Here is a 17802-nt window from a genome sequence, read left to right as displayed (position 1 = left end):
CAGGCACGAGGCCGAGATCAACCAGCGCTTGCGCCTGCGGCGCCGCATTCCGCGGAGCAAGGAGATGAGCCATGGAGCTGACGGCCACCACGATCCTGATTGTTTTCGCCGGCGTATTCCTGATTTGCTTCATGAAGGGCGCTTTTGGCGGCGGATTCTCCATCGTCGGCATTCCCTTGCTGTCGATGGTGATGGACCCGGTGACAGCCGGCGGCCTGCTGGCGCCATTGTTCATCGCGATGGACCTGTTCGCGCTTCGCTACTGGAAGCCATCGACATGGTCCAGGCCGGACCTTGCGCGGCTGTTGCCGGGACTCGTGGTCGGCATCGGGCTCGGCTATCTGCTGTTCCGCGTGCTGGACCATCGTGCCGTCGCGATCGTGATGGCGGTGATCACCTTGGTCTTTGTCGGTCTGTGGCTTGTCGGAGGTTCGGAAGCGACGGTCGCTCCGCGTTCGTCGCCGAAGGCAGTCGCCGCCGGTCTCGCCTCGGGCGTCACGACCATGGTTGCGCATTCCGGTGGACCGCCGCTTGCGATGTATCTGCTGCCGCTTGGCCTCAGCAAGGAAGTCTATGCGGGAACGACGAGCCTGTTCTTTACCGTCGGCAATGCGATCAAGGCGGTGCCGTGGTTGTTGTTGGTGAGGCCGGAGGGCAACGTCTGGATATTGATGGCGGCCAGCCTGCTCGCCATTCCCGCCGGCGTATGGCTCGGTTGGCGGCTTCACGGAAGGCTGGACCGGCAGCAGATTTTTCGGGCCTGCTACGGATTGCTGGTCGTGACGGCCTTGAAATTATTATGGGACGGTGTTTCCGGCTATCTGGCCTAAATTCAAATTGCAAATGCCTGCTTTGGCTCAATAGCCGACCTGCTCGCCATGTCTGCTTTTGGCATTAGCGGACCTGACAGGTTAGGTCGACCATGTCGGTTCTTGGCAGCGCGCCTATCATCTGACCGGCCCACGGGATTTAGCGCACTGTCACCGAAATTCCCTGCGGCCACGAACAGTGGTCTTATCACGCCCTCACGTAGCTGTGAGAGCCCAATGACCCGTACCGTGTGGCGTACTTCACAAAGCCTGCCTGCGCTTGGGATTAAAGATGGGGTTGCTTTGATTTCAGAGCAGCCTCGTGACGATCAAGTCGAAGGAGCTTTGCGATGAAACGTCTTGCATTTCTAAGCTTCACTATCGCTACGCTGATTGCGCCGATCCAAGTTCAGGCCCAGCAATATGATCCCGCCAGAAACTGCGTCAGGTTCCCGCAGCAACCTAACCCGGAAGCAGAAACGCGGTATTTGCTCTCTCATCCGAATATCCGTGTTTGTCCGGGACCGAATCCTGATCCGGCAGGACAGAGGGGTGTTTTGGAGCAAATCTCAAGGGACCGTGTAAACAATACCACGACCCAAATTTGTGCCATGAACGGTCAGCGTTGCTGATAGTGGCAAGGCTTTCCTTAGCGAAGCGCGTTGGCGTCGGCGGCGACGCGATCGAACACGGCAGCTGAAAGCGACAATGAGAAAACTTGGCAGCCAGTGCTGCCAAAAAAAATGCTCCGCGCCCTTGACCAGCGGCCGGCTAATGGGTGGCTAACGGGTGTCACCGTAATACTGAATTTCTAACACCGGCAAATGCACGACGGTGTGAAACTCCTCACATCGTCATGACATGCTCTCGCCCCTGGAGGAATCGTCACGACGTTCAAGGTTCAAATAAAATTTTCCGGAGTAACGTAATACCTAATAGCGGGTCATGATTCGTTGGCCGAAGATTGATGCAACGCAGGTCTCCGTGAGTCTTATGTCGCCGGCTCATGGATCCGCTCAATCAGTCGTGGTGTTCATATCAGTCTGAATTTTTTCAACGCTGCGAGTGGGTTCGACCTTGCTGTCGAGTGGGCGCGTACAGCAATCCAGCCGTTCTGCATCCTGCAAATACTCTCTCGAGTAGCGGACATTTGTACTGAGCACCCCGTTAAAAAAGTCGAGGGCCAGCCGCGCCGAATTGCCGCAAACAAGACGTGCCATCCGGGAAATATTGGGATAATTTTTTTGTTACCGTGGTCCAAAATTAGGCTGGCCGCCAACCAGACAGTCGGTGGTGCCAATGCAACAGATTGCGGACTGGCTCGAGAAGCTTGGGCTTGGGCAATACGCGTTGCGTTTTGCCGAGAACGGGATCGATCTTGGTGTCCTTGCCGAACTGACGGACCAGGACTTCGATAGGCTCGGGGTCCTGCTCGGCCATCGACGTAAAATGCTGCGCGTGATCTCTGAACTCAATCAAGCAGAACTGGTTGCCGAGCCGGCTCTTCGGCATGATGCCGAGCGACGCCACCTCACTGTAATGTTCTGTGATCTTGTGGGCTCGACCGCGCTTTCGGCGCGCCTCGATCCCGAGGACATGTGGGAGGTGATCCGTTCCTATCGGACCGCGTGCGCGAGGGTCATTGCCACTTATGACGGCATTATCGCCAGGTTTCTGGGCGACGGAATACTCGCCTATTTCGGCTATCCCCGCGCACATGAGGATGACGCGGAGCGCGCAGTGCGAGCGGGGCTCGACATCATCGCCGCAATAAGGCCGCTCGAAACGCGCGCGCAAGAACAGGTTGAGGTGAGGATCGCCATCGCGAGCGGGCTGGTGGTGGTTGGTGACCTCATCAGCGGAGGCGCGTCAGAAGAGCAGGCAATGGTCGGCGATACACCGAATGTCGCTGCCCGTCTCCAGAGCCTGGCGGAGCCGGGGGCGGTCGTCGTTGCTGCTTCGACGCGCGCGCTGCTTGGCGATTTATTCACTTTTCGCAGCCTCGGCCGCCGTGAGGTCAAGGGCATCTCCGAGTCCATCGCGGTCTGGGCGGTCGAAGGTGGAGCCGCATCGGAGAGCCGCTTCGAGGCGGTGCGAACCGCGCGCTCGATTGGCTTTGTCGGCCGCAAGGCAGAGATCGAATTCGCACTCTCGCGCCAGCAGCTGGCGTGGCAGGGCCAGGGCCAAGTGGTGTTGATTTCTGGCGAGGCCGGGATCGGCAAATCGCGCCTTGTTGCAACGCTCTCCGAGAACCCTGCGTTGGGAGCGCACCGTCGGGTGCGCTATCAGTGCTCGCCCTACCACACCAACAGTGCGCTTCATCCCTTTATCGCTCAACTGGAGCGCGCTGCCGGCATCAGGTCACAGGACACGCCCGAGGAAAAGCTCGACAAGCTTGAAGCAATGCTTGCGCTTGGAACGCAGCAGGTGGCTAAAGCGACGCCGCTCATTGCCGCTCTCCTTTCGATCGCAACTGGCGAGCGCTATCCGCCGCTCGGCTTGAATCCGGTGCAGCAGCGGCGGCAGACATTCGCCGCCCTTCTCGACCAGCTTGAGGGTTTGGCACGGCAGCAACCAGTGCTGATCGTCTGCGAGGACATGCATTGGGCCGATGCCACGACGCTTGAGCTGTTCGATCTCGCGGTCGACCGGGTCAGGGGGCTGCCGATACTCGCGCTCATGACCTGTCGGCCCGAGTTCGAGCCGCCCTGGGCCGGTCTTCCCAACGTCAGCCTGCTGCGGCTCGATCGGCTTGACCGGCAGGACACGCGCGCTCTGGTCGAGCAGGTGACCGTCGGTCGACAGCTGCCAGGCGAAATGATGATGCAGATCATCGAGAGGACGGATGGTATCCCGCTATTCGTCGAGGAATTGACCAAGATGGTGCTGGAGTCCGGACTACTCGTGGAAGATGCCGGGCGCTATCGCCTCGATAGTCCGCTCCCGCCGCTCGCCATTCCCGCGACACTGCAGGACTCGCTTATGGCGCGGCTCGACCGGCTCGCGCCGGTCAAGGAGGTGGCACAGATTGGCGCTGCCATTGGCCGCGACTTCTCATACACGCTGTTGCGTTGTGTGGCGGGGCGCGATGATCTGACGCTGAGCGCCGCGCTGGGGCAGCTCGAGGAGGCCGAACTGCTATTGCGCCGCGGGACGCCGCCAGAATCAAGCTACAGCTTCAAGCATGCGCTCGTTCAGGAAGCGGCTTACGAGAGCCTGCTCAAGAGTCGCCGGCAACTGCTCCATAAGCAGATTGGCGATGTCCTGCGCGATAAGTTTCCGGTCATCGCCGAGATCGAGCCGGAAGTCCTAGCATACCACTTCACTGAAGCCGGGCTGAGCGGAATAGCCCTCGAGTGGTGGCGTAAGGCGGGTCAGCAGGCGCTGAAACGCTCGGCATATTCCGAGGCAATCGGACATCTCGGCAAGGCGGTTGCGATCGCCGATGAGCTGCCTGATGAGCCGGGCCGGATCATGAACCGGCTGCATCTTCAAATCGCATATGGCCGCGCGCTGCGGGGCAGCCTTGGACACAGCGCGCCCCAAACGGTGGCCGCATGGACGCGCGCCCGACAGCTAGCGGCTGACATCAACGATCCGGTCGAACTGGCGCCGATCCATTCGGGGCTGTTCAATGCCTGCCTGACTCACGGCGAGATCGCGCCGATGCGGGAATTGGCGGATGCAATAATGAGCGCCGCCAACCGACGACCGGAATCGCCGGTGGCTGCAGTGGTCGCACATTGGACAAACGGGGTGACCTGCTGGTTCGGTGGCGATTACTTGAACGCGAGAATGCATCTTGAGCGGGCACTCGCGATCTACGGTGCCGAGCCGAATCCAGAGACCTTCAGGGCGTCGACACTGGACCTGCCGTTCGTTATCATGAGGTTTCTTGCGCTGGTGCTTTGGCCGATTGGGAAGATTGATCGATCGCACCGGCTCGCCGCACAAGCGGTGAGCGCGTCAGGAGAAAAGCGAGCACTCTCTCAAGCCAATGCGCTCGTTCATAGGGCCGTCTTCGACGGACTATGTGGGGGCCCGTTGCAACAAACAGAGACAATCCTTGCGTTGGGCCTCGCCCGCGAGCACTCGATGCCCTTGTATGTGGCCGCCGGCACCTACCTAAACGGTCTGGCAAAGTGGCGTGCCGGCGACCGAGAGGGTGGACTTGCGGAAATGCGCCGAGGCTGGACCTTACTGCACGAAAATGACTGCTACCTTTGTGAGCCGTTTTGGGGGAAGCAGGTTGCCGTAGCGAATGCTGCGGCAGGGCAATTCGAGACTGGGCTGGAAATTTTGCGCGAGTTGATCGCCTGGACCCAAAAATCCGGCCAGCGTTGGCTGGATGCCGAACTGCATCGTGTCCAGGGTGAGATCTTGTTGCGTCGCGAGCCGCAGAACCCTTCTAGCGCCGAAGATGCTCTCAATAAGGCCCTTGAAATCGCCCGAAGCCAACAGACGAAGACGTTCGAATTGCGCAGCGCAGTTGGACTTTCGCGCCTTTATATCAAGGATGGTCGTGCGGCGGCCGTATCTGCGATGCTCGCGCCGGTCCTCGCCGATTTCGATGCAGGGCGAGATCTCCCCGAAATGGAAGAAGCGGAGAAGTTGCTCAGGCATAGGCGTTAGCCAGGCTGGCCATTCTCTTTTCAAGCGTGCTTCCGCTATTCCATCCGTACTGCCTCACTTCTCCGCCAGATAAACCTCGCCAGCAGCGACGAGTTCGACCACGGCACCTGCTTCGACTTGGACGAGGCGACGATTTTGGCGCGCACCCGCGTCAGCATTTGCTGCAGCTCGAGCCCGCGCATGCTTGTGCCGACGAGGTGATCGAATACGACGCAATTTGCCGCGGTGCATGAGTCCGGAAGTGGCACAACTCGGACATGCCGCCGTGGCCGCCCTATGTCCGTTGTTGGGGGCAGAGCGGAAAACATATGCTCCCGTTGAGCTTTTCCGGTTTTGACCCCAACTGCGACATCCGCGCGATCTATAATTCCGCTAACGCGAGTACAAAAAGCCCCGGCGATGCCGGGGCTTGAGTTGCCGGGATTTCGAGAAAATCAGTACTTCCCGACGACCGGACCACCCCAGTTGAAGCGGTAGTTGATGCGAGCGGTGATGAGGTCCACATCTTGGTGGATAGAGTCAGTGCGGAATACGCCGCCGACCGGTATGACAGCGGCACCCAAAACACCTGTCGACGTGAAGCTGCGACTATGGTTACCCATGAACAGGTGATCGTACTCGACCGCAACCGACCAATTCGGTGCGAATCCGAATTCGAGTCCCGTTCCGACGGCACCACCCCAGCGTGTTTCACTCGCCGAATCGAACAGCGCGCCTGTGGCGGTCACCGTACCTCGGTATTTGTCGTCGGTCACGGCGGCGCCGCCCTTCACATACCAAAGGACGTTGTTCCAGGCATACCCGACCTGGCCGGTGAACAAGCCGAACGCTTCAATCTTGGAATTGTTAGTCCAGGCGGGAATGAAACCGCTAACATTAGATCCCTTCAAATCCGCCCAGTCGCCCTGCGCTTCGAGACCGAACACCCAACCGGCGCTCTGCCAACGGTAGCCAATCTGGCCGCCAACCACTCCGCCGGTCGCATCGTGACAACCTTCACGGAAGATGGGCACGACAGTTGCGCCGGGGAAGTTCGTAATATCCCAGCACTTGTGGCTCGATCCCCAACCGCCGTTGGCGCCGATGTAGAAGCCACTCCAATCGTAGATAGCAACCACCGGGGGGGGTGGCGCCTTGGTGTAGGGACGCGCAGCCAGATCAGCCGCCGACGCGGGGGCGGCCATTCCCAGTGCCACTAAACCGACCGTGGCCAGCAAGAATTTTTTCATGTGTTTCTCCATCTCCGTCGCCTGTGGTGATCTATCTGAAACGATAAATGCACCGGAATTGCCCCGGGGAATGTTGAAATAGGAGGAGCGGCGTTGCTCGCCTTGAGCCGGTAGGCTCGGGGTGCTGATTCCACGAAAGGAAAGCAACGCCATGATGAAAGCTATCACACCATTAACCGCTTTGCCTCCGACAGGAATGGGGGCTGTGGACAAAGCTTGGGACGCGGTTTCGGTCAGCTTTGATCGATTCTGTCTGACGGCCGGGATCGAGGCGCTCGGAACCATGATGGAACAGGACGCCGAGCAGGCTTGCGGGGCTCGCCATGCCCGCAGCGATGGCCGGCGCGGTTATCGCTGGGGCCGAACCCAGGGCAAGATCGGCTTCCACGCCGGTAAGGTGGCGGTTGAGCGGCCCCGCGTGCGCGACGTCGAGGGCCATGAACTGGCACTGCCGAGTTGGGAGCGTGCGGTCGCGGAGGACTGGCTTGGCAAGTGGGCGATGAACCTGATGCTGATCAACGTATCGACGCGGAAATTCCGCCGAGCGGTGCGGCTTCCCGAGGGCGATGTTCCCGCGCCAGCGGGGGCCGGAGTATCGAAGTCGGCAGCTTCGCGGCACTTCGTGGCGTTGTCGGCTGCGCGCATGAAGGAATGGATGGGTGCGGATCTGTCCGGCCTCGACATCATGGTGGTGCAGATCGACGGCATCCACATCAGTGAGCATCTCGTGCTGGTGGCTGCGCTCGGGATCGATAGCGAGGGCTTCAAGCACCCGCTTGGACTGATGGAGGGGGCAACTGAGCACAGTGCTGTGGTGCAGGCATTGATCGACGACCTGATCGAGCGGGGCCTCGATCCAGCGGTGCCGCGCTTGTTTATCATCGACGGCTCGAAGGCGCTCGCCAAGGCGATCCGGCATAGCTTCGGGAGCCACACGCCAATCCAGCGCTGCCAGATCCACAAGGCCCGGAACATCATGGAGCGTCTATCTCCCGCTCTGCATGCATCGGTCCGGCGTGCGTTGCGCCAAGCTTGGGAACTCAACGATGCGGCGAAGGCGGAGAAGCTGATCCGCAATCTCGCCCAGCGCCTCGAGCGCGACGCGCCTGGCGTCTCAAAAAGCCTCCTCGAGGGATTGGATGAAATCCTCACAGTGAGCAGGCTCGGTCTTCCGGCGGAATTGCGGCGCTCGCTGGCCTGCACCAACATCATCGAAAATATGATGGGGACCGTGCGTCGCGTCACCCGCAATGTGAAGCGCTGGAGTTCGTCCTCGATGGCTTTGCGCTGGACCGCTGCGGCCATGAACGAAGCAAAGAAAGGCTTTCGTAGGCTCAAAGCCTACAAGCAACTTCCTGCCCTGCGGGTCGCGCTGGCCGCTCACTACGAAAAGGAGACCAACAATCGCGCTCTTGTCCAAACTGCGAAGGCCGCTTAACGTCATTCACGGCAACGACCGCTTCATAAAGTTCAACAGAGCACGGGGCAATTCCTAAATGCACCTCGCGACCGCCGATAACTTTGTTGCAGACATTCGCTCAATTCCAATTCCGTCTACAACCTATGCGACTGAGCCCTGAGATTGCGTACCTTTAATGCAACAACCCGTTTTTCAAATATGACTGGAAAATGGCACGTCAGGACTGCTGACCTTTCACACGGCTGCCAATTGAAAGCCGCACTGCGCGCCATGAGATGGCCGACTCATGATGCTGTTGCTTTCCCAAACCGTGCATCAATATTAAATTTCAGGGCAGCCCTTTCGCAAACGACGGTCGCGGGAACCTATGGCCGGACTGCCGGTTGAAGTTCCGGGAAAAACGGAGGCTTTGGACATGAAGAAAGCAGTATTGGCGTTAGCGACCGCTGCCACCATCGGTGTCACTGCCTTGGCGGCCCCGTCACCAGCTCAGGCTTGGCGGGGTGGTTGGGGTTGGGGTCCCGGTCTCGCGGGCGGACTAATTGCTGGCGCGGTGATCGGTGGCATAGCCTCCAGTGCCTACGCGTATGGCCCTGGTTACGGCTACTATGGCGGACCGGGTTACGGCTATTATGGCGGCTATGCCCCGGCTTATTACGGCGGGTACGCCCCGGCGTACTATAACTACGGCTACGCCCCCGCATATTACGGCGGATACAGGTCGAGTTACTATGCTCCCGCCTACTACGGTCCCCGGTACCGGCGCTTTGTTCGCCCCGCATACTGGTGATCGCGAGGGGCGACGCTGAAGTCCCGGACAACGAAAGGTCGCAGAGTTGGCTGCGGCCTTTTTTGTGCCGACTTGGGGCTGGTTATGACGAGACAACCGCGTCGAGATTGTTGGCGAGTAGCGAGAGGATTCATAACAGCCCGCCGACGCCTGACTCTTTTTGGGCTGGCAGGTTTCCCCATCGTCGGTAGCCCGATTTGATCCTCTGTGTCGGGAACGGGCTGGCGCTTGCGCTCAAGACGACAACCGAGACAATTCCAATACCAGGAGCAATCAGCGATCGCGTCGCGACTGGTATTGTTGCCAGCTTGGCTCACGCTGGGCCAACATCAAGCAACGAAATACAACTTCATCGTCAATCCAAAAACAGCGAAAGGTCTCCGCCTGGAGATCCCCCAACGTTGCTTGCCCGAGCCGACGAGGTAATCGAATAACACGCCGTGTCGCCTATTGGCAGATAGTGTTGCAAAAGTCGAAAATCGAACTCCCCCTAAAATCTCATGCCCGCGGCCCGGAGAATGTCTGTTCCCCGGGGCAAACCGCTTTTTGGCGGATCGCTTGATCGCACTCACTTCGAACGCCAGCAAGCGAAGGCCCGTCTAGTTATACGTCCAGACCATTTCAGACGCTATCAGCGCATCTCGCGGTTGTTATCAAGCCTCGGCATCAAGCCTTGGCATCAGCCTTGGCCAACATCATGCCGCCAGTGTGTCGCCCGGTGGCGATCTCGTCCGACGAACATTTTTGGTTGTGTCACGCAATCGGAACATGCGTGTCATCGTCGCAGAATAAGAACGAGCTCCCGTTCCCGTTACTTTCAAAATCCAACAGGAGAAAGCTATGCTGAAAACAGCGCTTGCGCGCAGGTTCTGGCTGCTCGGCGTTTCCATGGCGGCCGTTGCGCTTACGCAAAGTGTTCACGCGGAGGACGCGAATAATCCCGTCAAGACCGCGTCGCCGATCAAGCATGTCATCATTATCGTCGGCGAAAATCGCAGCTTTGACCACCTGTTTGCCACCTACGTGCCGAAGTCGGACAATGAAACGGTGTTGAACCTGCTGTCCGAACACATCGTCAAGGCCGACGGCACGCCTGACGAAAAATTCGACAGGGCGCATCAGTTTCAGATCACGTCGGCGCCGAATGGCGCAAGTTATTTCATCAGCGCAGGATCCGCCAAAAAGGCATTGTATTCAACGCTGCCTGCGCCTGACCTCGGCGGCGTACAAAACTCGCCAGCGGCTGGCATTCTCGGCCTGCCGGGCGGCGATCCAGGTCTCCCCGCGAGCGACCAATTCCTGTTCGGAACCGGCGGCACGGGTCTGCCAACCAAGCTAGGCCCGGATACGCGCATTACCAACGTCAACAACCTGCCGCCCGGGCCGTTCCAGTTGACCGGCCCGACCATGCCCTATGACGCCTATACCGCCGACACCATCCACCAGTTCTTCCAGATGTACCAGCAGATGGATTGCGCGATCGACAAGGAGCACGTCACCCGGGGCAATCCGACCGGCTGCCTGCACGATCTGCAATCGTTCGTCACGACCACCTACTCGACCCCGCCCGGTGCCGCAGCACACGATACCGGCCAGACGATGGCGTTTTTCAACATGCAGAAGAACGATGTGCCCTATCTGAAATTCCTCGCCGACGAATACACCATGAGCGACAACTATCATCAGCCGGTGATGGGCGGGACCGGGCCTGACAGCGTACCGCTGGGCTTTGCCGATCAGGTCTTTTTTGGCGACGGCCGGGGCAACGCTGCGACGCCGCCTTCCAACACCTTCTACAATCCCGACCCGCTCTCCAATACGCTCAACCAGTACACGGCGCGGAAGCAGTGGTTCAATTGCTCCGACTCGACGCAGCCAGGGGTGAAGGCAATCCTGGATTACCTCGGCAAGCTACCCTACCCGGTGCAGGCGAAATGCGATCCCGGCCACTATTACAACGCGGTGAACGTCAACCCGGCCTGGACGCCGCAAGGCACGCCGAGTCCGGCCGGTGCCGTTCCGCCGGTCACCATGACAAGCATCGGCGATCTCTTGAGCGCAAAACACATCCCATGGAAGTATTACGGTGGCAGTTACAATGTTTCCGGGACGGGCGCTCCGCTCGACGGAATCTATTGCAACATCTGCAACCCGTTTGAATATCAGGTGAACTATCCGGCGATGCGTGCCGACCATATGCGTGACGTCACCGATCTCTTCCAGGATCTCAAGAACGGCACGTTGCCGGCGGTGTCATACGTCAAGCCGGACGGCGCCATGGACGGCCATCCGGCATCATCGAAGTTCAATCTGTTCGAGGAGTTCACCAAGAACATTATCGGACTTGCCCAAGGCAACAAGGAGCAATGGGAAAGTACGGCGATTTTTGTCACCGTCGATGAGGGAGGCGGATACTATGACTCCGGCTTCATCCAACCGGTCGATTTCTTCGGCACCGGGCCGCGCATTCCGATGATTGCGGTTTCGCCGTTCTCACGGCGCGGTCACATCACCCACGTCTATGGAGAACACTCGTCCTTTGTGAAATTCGTCGAGCGGAATTGGTATCTCGGCAAGCTCAGCGAGCGCAGCCGCGACAACCTGCCCAATCCGCGCGCCGACGATGACAATCCCTATGTTCCCGTCAACATGCCGGCAATCGGAGACCTGTTCGATATGTTCGATTTCGACCGTGATCACGATCATGATCGGGGCGGCGACCAGCGCTCCAGGTAGTCTATCGACGCGAATAAGCCAAACAGGATTGGGGCCGGCACGTTTGCCGGCCCCAAATGTTTGATCGGGACCAAAGCCGACCTCGCCTTGATGCCCGATGACTTCAGCTTTGGCCCTGATTGGAAGAACGCGGCGACCATTTGGATACGTCGGCTTCCGCGCCGTGAGATTTCGGATTCAATTGTCAAACAGCGAGAGGATGTGCGTTCGCATTCTCGCGGCGCGATGCGCCCGAGCGTTGCGTCGGTTTTCACCCTCCAGGAGAACAAGAGGGCGCAGGGAAAGCCGGGATGCGCGCTGCACCCGCGGTCTCGTGTGCAAAGTGCACAAAGGAAAACGCACACGAGCATACAGGTTCAGCGGAGGCAATCCGACCTTCCCTGCGCAATGGTTTTACGGTGCGCTCTCCCCGGTGAACGGGCTTTGTTGCCACCGTCGCCATGCGGATCGCTTCACAGCGTCGGGGCGTCAGGACCACACGACTTCGCCGTACGCGTCAGCCACGCCCGTGACTTAGGCAATCGTGCTGACGTTTGCCTGACTGAGCACCCGTGCGACGCTGGCGTTACGCGCGTTATACGGAGGTGCCGCCGAGGGCCAAACCAACCTGCGTGGCATTGTTCGCCTGTGCGACGAGATTCCCGAAGGCGAAGGCCCCCCAACGTGGAGTCACCCACTGTGCATGGGCTTACACGTCACAACGCTTCATCGAGCATGAGGTAACTAGTCCGGTCATCAGGCTGAGATAGCGTCATCCACAGCTTTGGTGATGTATTTGCCGAGATCGGAGACCCCTCCACACACGGCGTCGAGTTCCGTATCGATCAGTTCACGCATTCCACCGGCGGCGAGGTCGAGTTTGGCTTCGCTCAAAGCTTCGATTGTGCTGTTGATGGTCATCGCTCTCTCCTATTGTTTGGAGGGCTGATCCCTCGATCTGCAAAATAGCGCTACAGATCGAAATCAATCGTGATGCGGATCACGGTTATTGGGCGCGCTGTAGGACCGTTTATTGCGGTTCTGGCTTCGCCTGCCGCCCCTTGGTGTGCGCTGCGTCCCGTCGCCTAACCGATTTGGGATCACACAGGTTTGTCTCCGCCGTGGTGATGGTGCGCGTGGTGATGACGTGATGCCGTGCGCTATCGGTCGCCTTGGCTCAGGGACGAGATCAAAAGGCGGGGTACGTGTCTGGCCCACCTAGCGTCCGTTCCGTGTATTCGAACGTGACTTCTTCGTAAGCCAGCCCGCCCGTAACCGCATTCAACTCGGCATCATCGAGCGGGCGATCATCAAGCCTACTCGATGATAACGTTGGGGATGTGAGTTCCCTTGCAGCAAGCCTCCAAAAGTTTGGGGGCTGCTGTGTCCGCCGTGCCGCCGCTCACCGCATCCAACTCGCTATCCGCGAGTGGGCGATGATCTTCGAGCGCGGTGGGCTTCGGAGTGTCGTTGCTCTGGCTCATGTTTGTCTCCATCCAAACAGCGCGGACCATCGTCGCTGGTGCGGCCACACTGGCGCAGCGCTCTCGCCCCGACTGTGATCCTAGTCACGCCGCTGTTGTCGTCGTCGGTCGTGATGACGCGACGCGCGCGACGGGCTTGCGATGTCCGCACTACGCCCAGAAGCGGACATCTGCGCTGGCCCTCAGCACGTCTGCTTTGTGCCACTAACGGAACTCATGCCCCAGCAAACGGCATCTCCAATCGCCAATATTGACCGCCCTGGAGCAAGCTTGCTTTGCAGGTTCCGGAGCCCAAAAGCGACCCATCAACGGCCATTTTGCAGTCATATTTGAAAAACCGAGAGTTGCAGTTCAAGCACAGAACCTCTGCTTCAAATCGCCTATATTGCGCCCGCTGTCGGACAGCAGCCAGAGCACGGGTGCCGGTGTGGTCGCAGGTGGCACCCGAATTGGCAGATTGCTGGCGAGCTGCTTCGCGTTGTTAGAACTCGCTACTGGGGCCAAACGGAGTTTCCGAATGGGTGTGGCAAGCTGGCGCTTCGCGCGAAACCATAGGGGGCGGGCAGCCGTTCTCGCTGTCCTCGAAGAGTTGCCGGGGATCTGCTCGGTGGTGGTCGCAGCCGGTTCGATGATCATGGTCGGGATCATGCTCTGCAAGGATTGGCTGCAGTGAACGAAGACATGGCGATGACGGTAATGCCGCTGCGAGCCTGCTGGCATTCTTGACGCGATTTGCTGGACCGAGCGCCACGCCATCGATAACGGGCCAGCGCGCCAAGGATATATCTCGACGCCATCCTTATCGCGCTCAGCTCGAAGCGGTGGAGGAGCCGCACCGCGTGCCGCAGCGGCGGTGAGGCCCCCGCTCGGCCCGCGGGTGCGGCAACTCCTGCCAACCACTCAACGGAAATTTACTGGTTCGCCCGTTCGGCGGCGGCCATGTATTTCGAATAGAAATCAGCAACCCGCTCGCGCCACATTCCGACGAACGCCCCCGATGTCAGCTTATCCACCGATTTCCACGCGTGTTTGACGGCCGGAAGGGTATTCCGCCAGATCGCGCGTTTGCACCATTTTTCGCCTTTCTCCATGCCTTCGCTGGTGGCACACATGGATCTCCAAGCGATGCGATCAGGTTGGCTGATGTGCTCGGCGGCGCCTTCCCAGCCTTGTTGATGGATCAAGTAAAGATCGCTCAAGGTCGGCTTCTTGTGCGTCACCCACTCGAACAGAATGCCTTCGGTAATGACCTTGTAGGCCGCCGCAACGGCATTGTCGCGGGCATCAAGAATCTGCCCGGAGCCGAATTTGTTGAACTCGTATTTGCTCAGTTGGAACAGGCCGATATACGACCCGGTGCGTTGTTTGGGGTCGAAACCGGACTCGATCCTGGCAACCGCTTTCATGAAATTGAAATCCAGACCGAAAGCGTCGGAAGCGCGCTTGATCTCCTCGACCGGCGTTCCGACCGGGGTGTCCTTGAGTGAACTTAAGACGATATCCGCCGGCTTCTCGGCAGGCGGTAGTTCGGACCAGACGTAATAGATGAGATACCGGAAATCCTGCGTCACCGGCGCCGGGTTGGAGGCATCGCCGGACGCATCGCGCGTTGTCGGCACCGGTTGGGCGGCATCATGGTGGCCCAAGTCCACCGATTTTGTCTCGATAGAATCGTCGCCGATTTCGGCTTGGGCCATCAACGACGGTCCGGAAACCGCCCCGGGCACCGAGCCAAGCTCTGCTCCAAGCGCTGTTCCAGGTCCGGCAGATACCTCCGGCACGGCGGCGGAGAGCACCGGCGCACCGGGTGTCCCGGCGCTCACCGCCGCTTCCGGCACGGTCGCGCCTGGCGTGTTTCCGCCAACCTGATGGATCATCCCCGTGAATGTTATGGCACCCACGATGCAGGTGGCCTGCAAGGCTTTCATTGCCCCCAACTCCGCGGCACGGTCCCCGAAAGAACGCTACACGCCTGTTCCCCGTAGTCCAAGGCTAGTCCGCCACGCTAGATGTTTTTTAGTGGAATGTCCCAAGCGAGGCGACGGACAAGATTTGGATGGGTCACATTTACTGGAGCTGTTGCCTAAATGCGACGGCCAAGGCTCTTGGCCTCGACATCCCGCCCACGATGCTCGCACTCGCGGATGAAGTCATCAAGATCAGGCATGTTCGCGCCTGATGACGGTGCCCGGCATCGGGCCGATCATTTCGAGCGCCATGGTGGCCGCGATCGGCACTGGAGACGTATTCTCCAAAGGCCGCGACTTCGGCGCCTGGCTCGGACTGGTGCCCAAGCAGATCTCAACGGGAGACCGCACGATCCTCGGCAAAATCTCGAGGCGCGGCAATCGCTACCTGCGCGTTCTGTTTGTGCAGGCGGCATGGGTTGTGCTGGTCAGGATAAAGGACTGGGAACGTTACGGGCTCAAATCCTGGATCGAAGCCGCCAAGAGGCGGTTGCACCACAACGTGCTCGCGATTGCGCTCGCCAACAAACTTGCCCGCATCGCCTGGGCGGTGCTGGCGAAAGGACGCGCCTTCGAGCTGACGAGGACCGACGATGCAGACGTCCGACCCGCTTGATCCTCGCGCCGTGCTCGGCGCGGTCAAGGCGCAGCCTGGCAACGCCGGAGCCAGCCGCAAGCCAAGCGCGACGGCCGGCCTTGACCGCCCCTGCGCGCGACGCGATCGACGTTCTGCGGGCCGGGACGAAGGAACGGCCCTCGGCTCGAACAAAGGAACTGCGCGATATGAGGAGCAAGCGATGACGTAACCCTATCAACAGTTTCCAGCCGAGGTCTGCGAGAGGATGAGACGAGATGGAGGATCGGTCTTCCCGGCGCATGCGAACACTGGTGACCCAAATGGCCCAATCGAGGCCTGTCGCCTAATGAGAACGCACGCGCGCTGATATCCATGATGGTCCGGAGCAAAACAGCTCCAACTAGAGACCGGATACATTGATGCAAGACCGCTTACCACCAGATCGACGAAACCTCTTGCAACGCACGGCCGGACCATACATTCGGGTCAAAATGCGAAATACTTGCTCGGAGCACATATAGTCCGCTATGCCCCCCGATAGCGGACTCAAGTCGGACACCGCTGGAGGTCAGTTCAGTGCCAATAACCGACACTAGCGGAGGCTCAATCAGTCACCTCGTCGGCATGGCAAGTATCGATAATCTGCCATCCCCGAATGGCAAGCGACCATTGCGGCACTGATGTTGGTTGTCGCGCAAGACGGGCCACCATGTTGAGGGCATCCAGGCTGCAACCAACTCTTTCAATCCGCGAATAGCAACCGGTAGACGGATTTGAACCGAAAGGATTGCTTGCCCGCCAGTGCCGTGGCTTCGAACTCGGCACCGTCATCTGAATAGGTTCCAGTAAATCCAATGGTGATAGTCTTTCGTGCCCATGGATACGTTCCAGAAATAGGTGAATGCTCACGGCTCGTCATTTCACCTTTCCACTTGCCGTCAGAACAAGTGTAGCTTCCGACGGTATAATAAAATCCGCCGCCCCCGCGAATCGTGCCATCACGGAGCACCATGACATGTCGGTTGTAGGCTTCCACGCCGTCCAGAAATGTCGTCTCAGCTAGATAAAGTCCGTTCCTGATCATGATTTGATGCCGCGCAATCGCCCTGCTGCCCGGGGGCGTAGATACAAAACTGCGCGTCCTTCAGCGGCTCTACAAGCCCGGCAGCCCATGAACCGCTCAATAAAATGTTCCAAGACAATGTCCGGATTGGGTCTTGGCTGTGTGAAAACGCGACGGCGCATTGCGGAGAAAAGCATTCCTTCTGACGCCGCTTCTGAGACTACGGAGAGCATACTGCGCGCCAGTGCCGCGTGATCTGAGAAGTAGATTCTCCAGCGTTCGCAAGATTTCACGTTTTCACACAGCCCGGGTCAAAACCGGAAAAGCTCAATGCGAGCATATGTTTTCCGCTCTGCCCCCAACAACGGACATAGAGCGACCACGGCGGCATGTCCGAGTTGTGCCACTAGCGGACATCGGTGCGGGTCCCCGAATGCACGTTAAGGACCCATGAGGGCGGCCTAGAGCGCCTAACGTGTGTGGCCCAACGTCGGCTGAGCCCTTGCCGGCCAAGCCGGTCGATACGCATTCTCGTGTTAGGATGATCGCGGATCGCGTTGGGGGCTTGCCATGACGCCGCATGCAAGGTTGCTTGGAATCGTTGTCGCTCTATCGTGGCTCGGGTTGTCTGCGGCATCGGCGGCCGGCGGTACATCGAAAGATACTTGGACGGGCGCCTGGAAATTCGAGATCGACCGCCAGGATCAGCCATGGCTCGGCTTTTACGACACCAGGGGCAAGACAGTATTTCGCATCGGCTGCGGCGCGCATTTCGAGATGGATGCGGTCTATCCGGGGGGAGCGCCGAAACAGGATCACACTAAGGCCTCGATCACGATCGCCAACGGCAAGACGCAGATGGATTTCGCCGGCTTCACCTACGCCGGTCCCGAGTCCTTCCCGCCGAACACCACGATGTTCAACCAACCGGACCTCGGCTATCCCGAGTTTGACGAAGACAAATGGCGCGCGCTGGAAAATCGCGTCTTAGATCTTCTGGGCTCCGGGCAGCCGCTGACGATCTCGGCCGAGGGCAAAAGCTACGTGCTGCAGCCGGCCAAGGTGCCGCGCTGGCGGGCGCGCTTCCAGAAAATCTGCTGACGCGTCGACCGCAAG

Annotated in this window: 13 protein-coding genes and 1 pseudogene; 8 read left to right on the top strand and 6 right to left on the bottom strand. The window is 59.3% G+C overall.

All coding sequences use genetic code 11. The features are described 5' to 3' along the window. The first annotated feature begins 71 nt into the window (after positions 1-71). From NL528_RS30090 to NL528_RS30080, 3 genes are all read left to right on the top strand, one after another. A complete protein-coding gene (locus NL528_RS30090) occupies positions 72-830 on the top strand; it encodes a sulfite exporter TauE/SafE family protein (protein ID WP_309177995.1) in 759 nt (252 codons plus the stop codon). Between the two features lie 329 nt (positions 831-1159). Then, complete coding sequence (locus NL528_RS30085) at positions 1160-1441, top strand: hypothetical protein (protein WP_309177994.1); 282 nt, start codon at positions 1160-1162, stop codon at positions 1439-1441. A 667-nt stretch (positions 1442-2108) separates the two neighbouring features. Beyond that, on the top strand, positions 2109-5441 hold the full coding sequence (locus NL528_RS30080; RefSeq protein ID WP_309177993.1) for an adenylate/guanylate cyclase domain-containing protein: 3333 nt from the start codon (positions 2109-2111) through the stop codon (positions 5439-5441). 35 nt (positions 5442-5476) lie between these two features. Here the strand turns inward: NL528_RS30080 and NL528_RS30075 are convergent, their stop codons facing one another. Further along, complete coding sequence (locus NL528_RS30075; RefSeq protein ID WP_309177992.1) at positions 5477-5623, bottom strand: hypothetical protein; 147 nt, start codon at positions 5621-5623, stop codon at positions 5477-5479. Positions 5624-5875: 252 nt separating this feature from the next. Beyond that, positions 5876-6670 (bottom strand): outer membrane beta-barrel protein, encoded by a 795-nt coding sequence (locus tag NL528_RS30070; RefSeq protein WP_309185069.1) that lies wholly within the window; start codon positions 6668-6670, stop codon positions 5876-5878. 151 nt (positions 6671-6821) lie between these two features. Here NL528_RS30070 and NL528_RS30065 point away from each other — a divergent pair, with 151 nt between their 5' ends. Further along, positions 6822-8108, top strand: coding sequence for an IS256 family transposase (locus NL528_RS30065; protein ID WP_309177801.1), 1287 nt, complete (start codon positions 6822-6824; stop codon positions 8106-8108). 1612 nt (positions 8109-9720) lie between these two features. Continuing rightward, complete coding sequence (locus NL528_RS30060; protein WP_309177991.1) at positions 9721-11616, top strand: alkaline phosphatase family protein; 1896 nt, start codon at positions 9721-9723, stop codon at positions 11614-11616. Between the two features lie 735 nt (positions 11617-12351). On the opposite strand, the gene NL528_RS30055 is transcribed toward NL528_RS30060, so the two are convergent. Next, entirely contained in the window at positions 12352-12516 is a 165-nt protein-coding gene (locus tag NL528_RS30055) for a hypothetical protein (RefSeq protein ID WP_309177990.1), read from the bottom strand. 395 nt (positions 12517-12911) lie between these two features. Then, entirely contained in the window at positions 12912-13079 is a 168-nt protein-coding gene (locus tag NL528_RS30050) for a hypothetical protein (RefSeq protein ID WP_309177989.1), read from the bottom strand. A gap of 517 nt (positions 13080-13596) precedes the next feature. On the opposite strand from NL528_RS30050, the gene NL528_RS30045 reads away from it, so the two are divergent. After that, positions 13597-13752 (top strand): hypothetical protein, encoded by a 156-nt coding sequence (locus NL528_RS30045; protein ID WP_309177988.1) that lies wholly within the window; start codon positions 13597-13599, stop codon positions 13750-13752. Between the two features lie 238 nt (positions 13753-13990). On the opposite strand, the gene NL528_RS30040 is transcribed toward NL528_RS30045, so the two are convergent. Continuing rightward, positions 13991-15007, bottom strand: a complete 1017-nt coding sequence (locus NL528_RS30040; protein ID WP_309177987.1) for a transglycosylase — start codon at positions 15005-15007, stop codon at positions 13991-13993. A gap of 220 nt (positions 15008-15227) precedes the next feature. On the opposite strand from NL528_RS30040, the pseudogene NL528_RS30035 reads away from it, so the two are divergent. Beyond that, positions 15228-15662 (top strand): annotated as a pseudogene (locus tag NL528_RS30035) (IS110 family transposase); the annotation flags it as partial. 703 nt (positions 15663-16365) lie between these two features. Here NL528_RS30035 and NL528_RS30030 read toward each other — a convergent pair. After that, positions 16366-16707 carry a hypothetical protein gene (locus NL528_RS30030; protein WP_309177985.1) on the bottom strand — a complete coding sequence of 114 codons (342 nt, stop codon included), beginning with the start codon at positions 16705-16707 and terminating at the stop codon, positions 16366-16368. A 549-nt stretch (positions 16708-17256) separates the two neighbouring features. Here NL528_RS30030 and NL528_RS30025 point away from each other — a divergent pair. Continuing rightward, on the top strand, positions 17257-17787 hold the full coding sequence (locus NL528_RS30025; protein WP_309177984.1) for a hypothetical protein: 531 nt from the start codon (positions 17257-17259) through the stop codon (positions 17785-17787). Positions 17788-17802 lie beyond the last annotated feature (15 nt).

The organism is Bradyrhizobium sp. Ash2021, from assembly GCF_031202265.1.
GTDB lineage: Bacteria > Pseudomonadota > Alphaproteobacteria > Rhizobiales > Xanthobacteraceae > Bradyrhizobium.
Note: the sequence above shows the minus strand (reverse complement) of the source record. Positions and strands in the feature narration are given on the sequence as shown.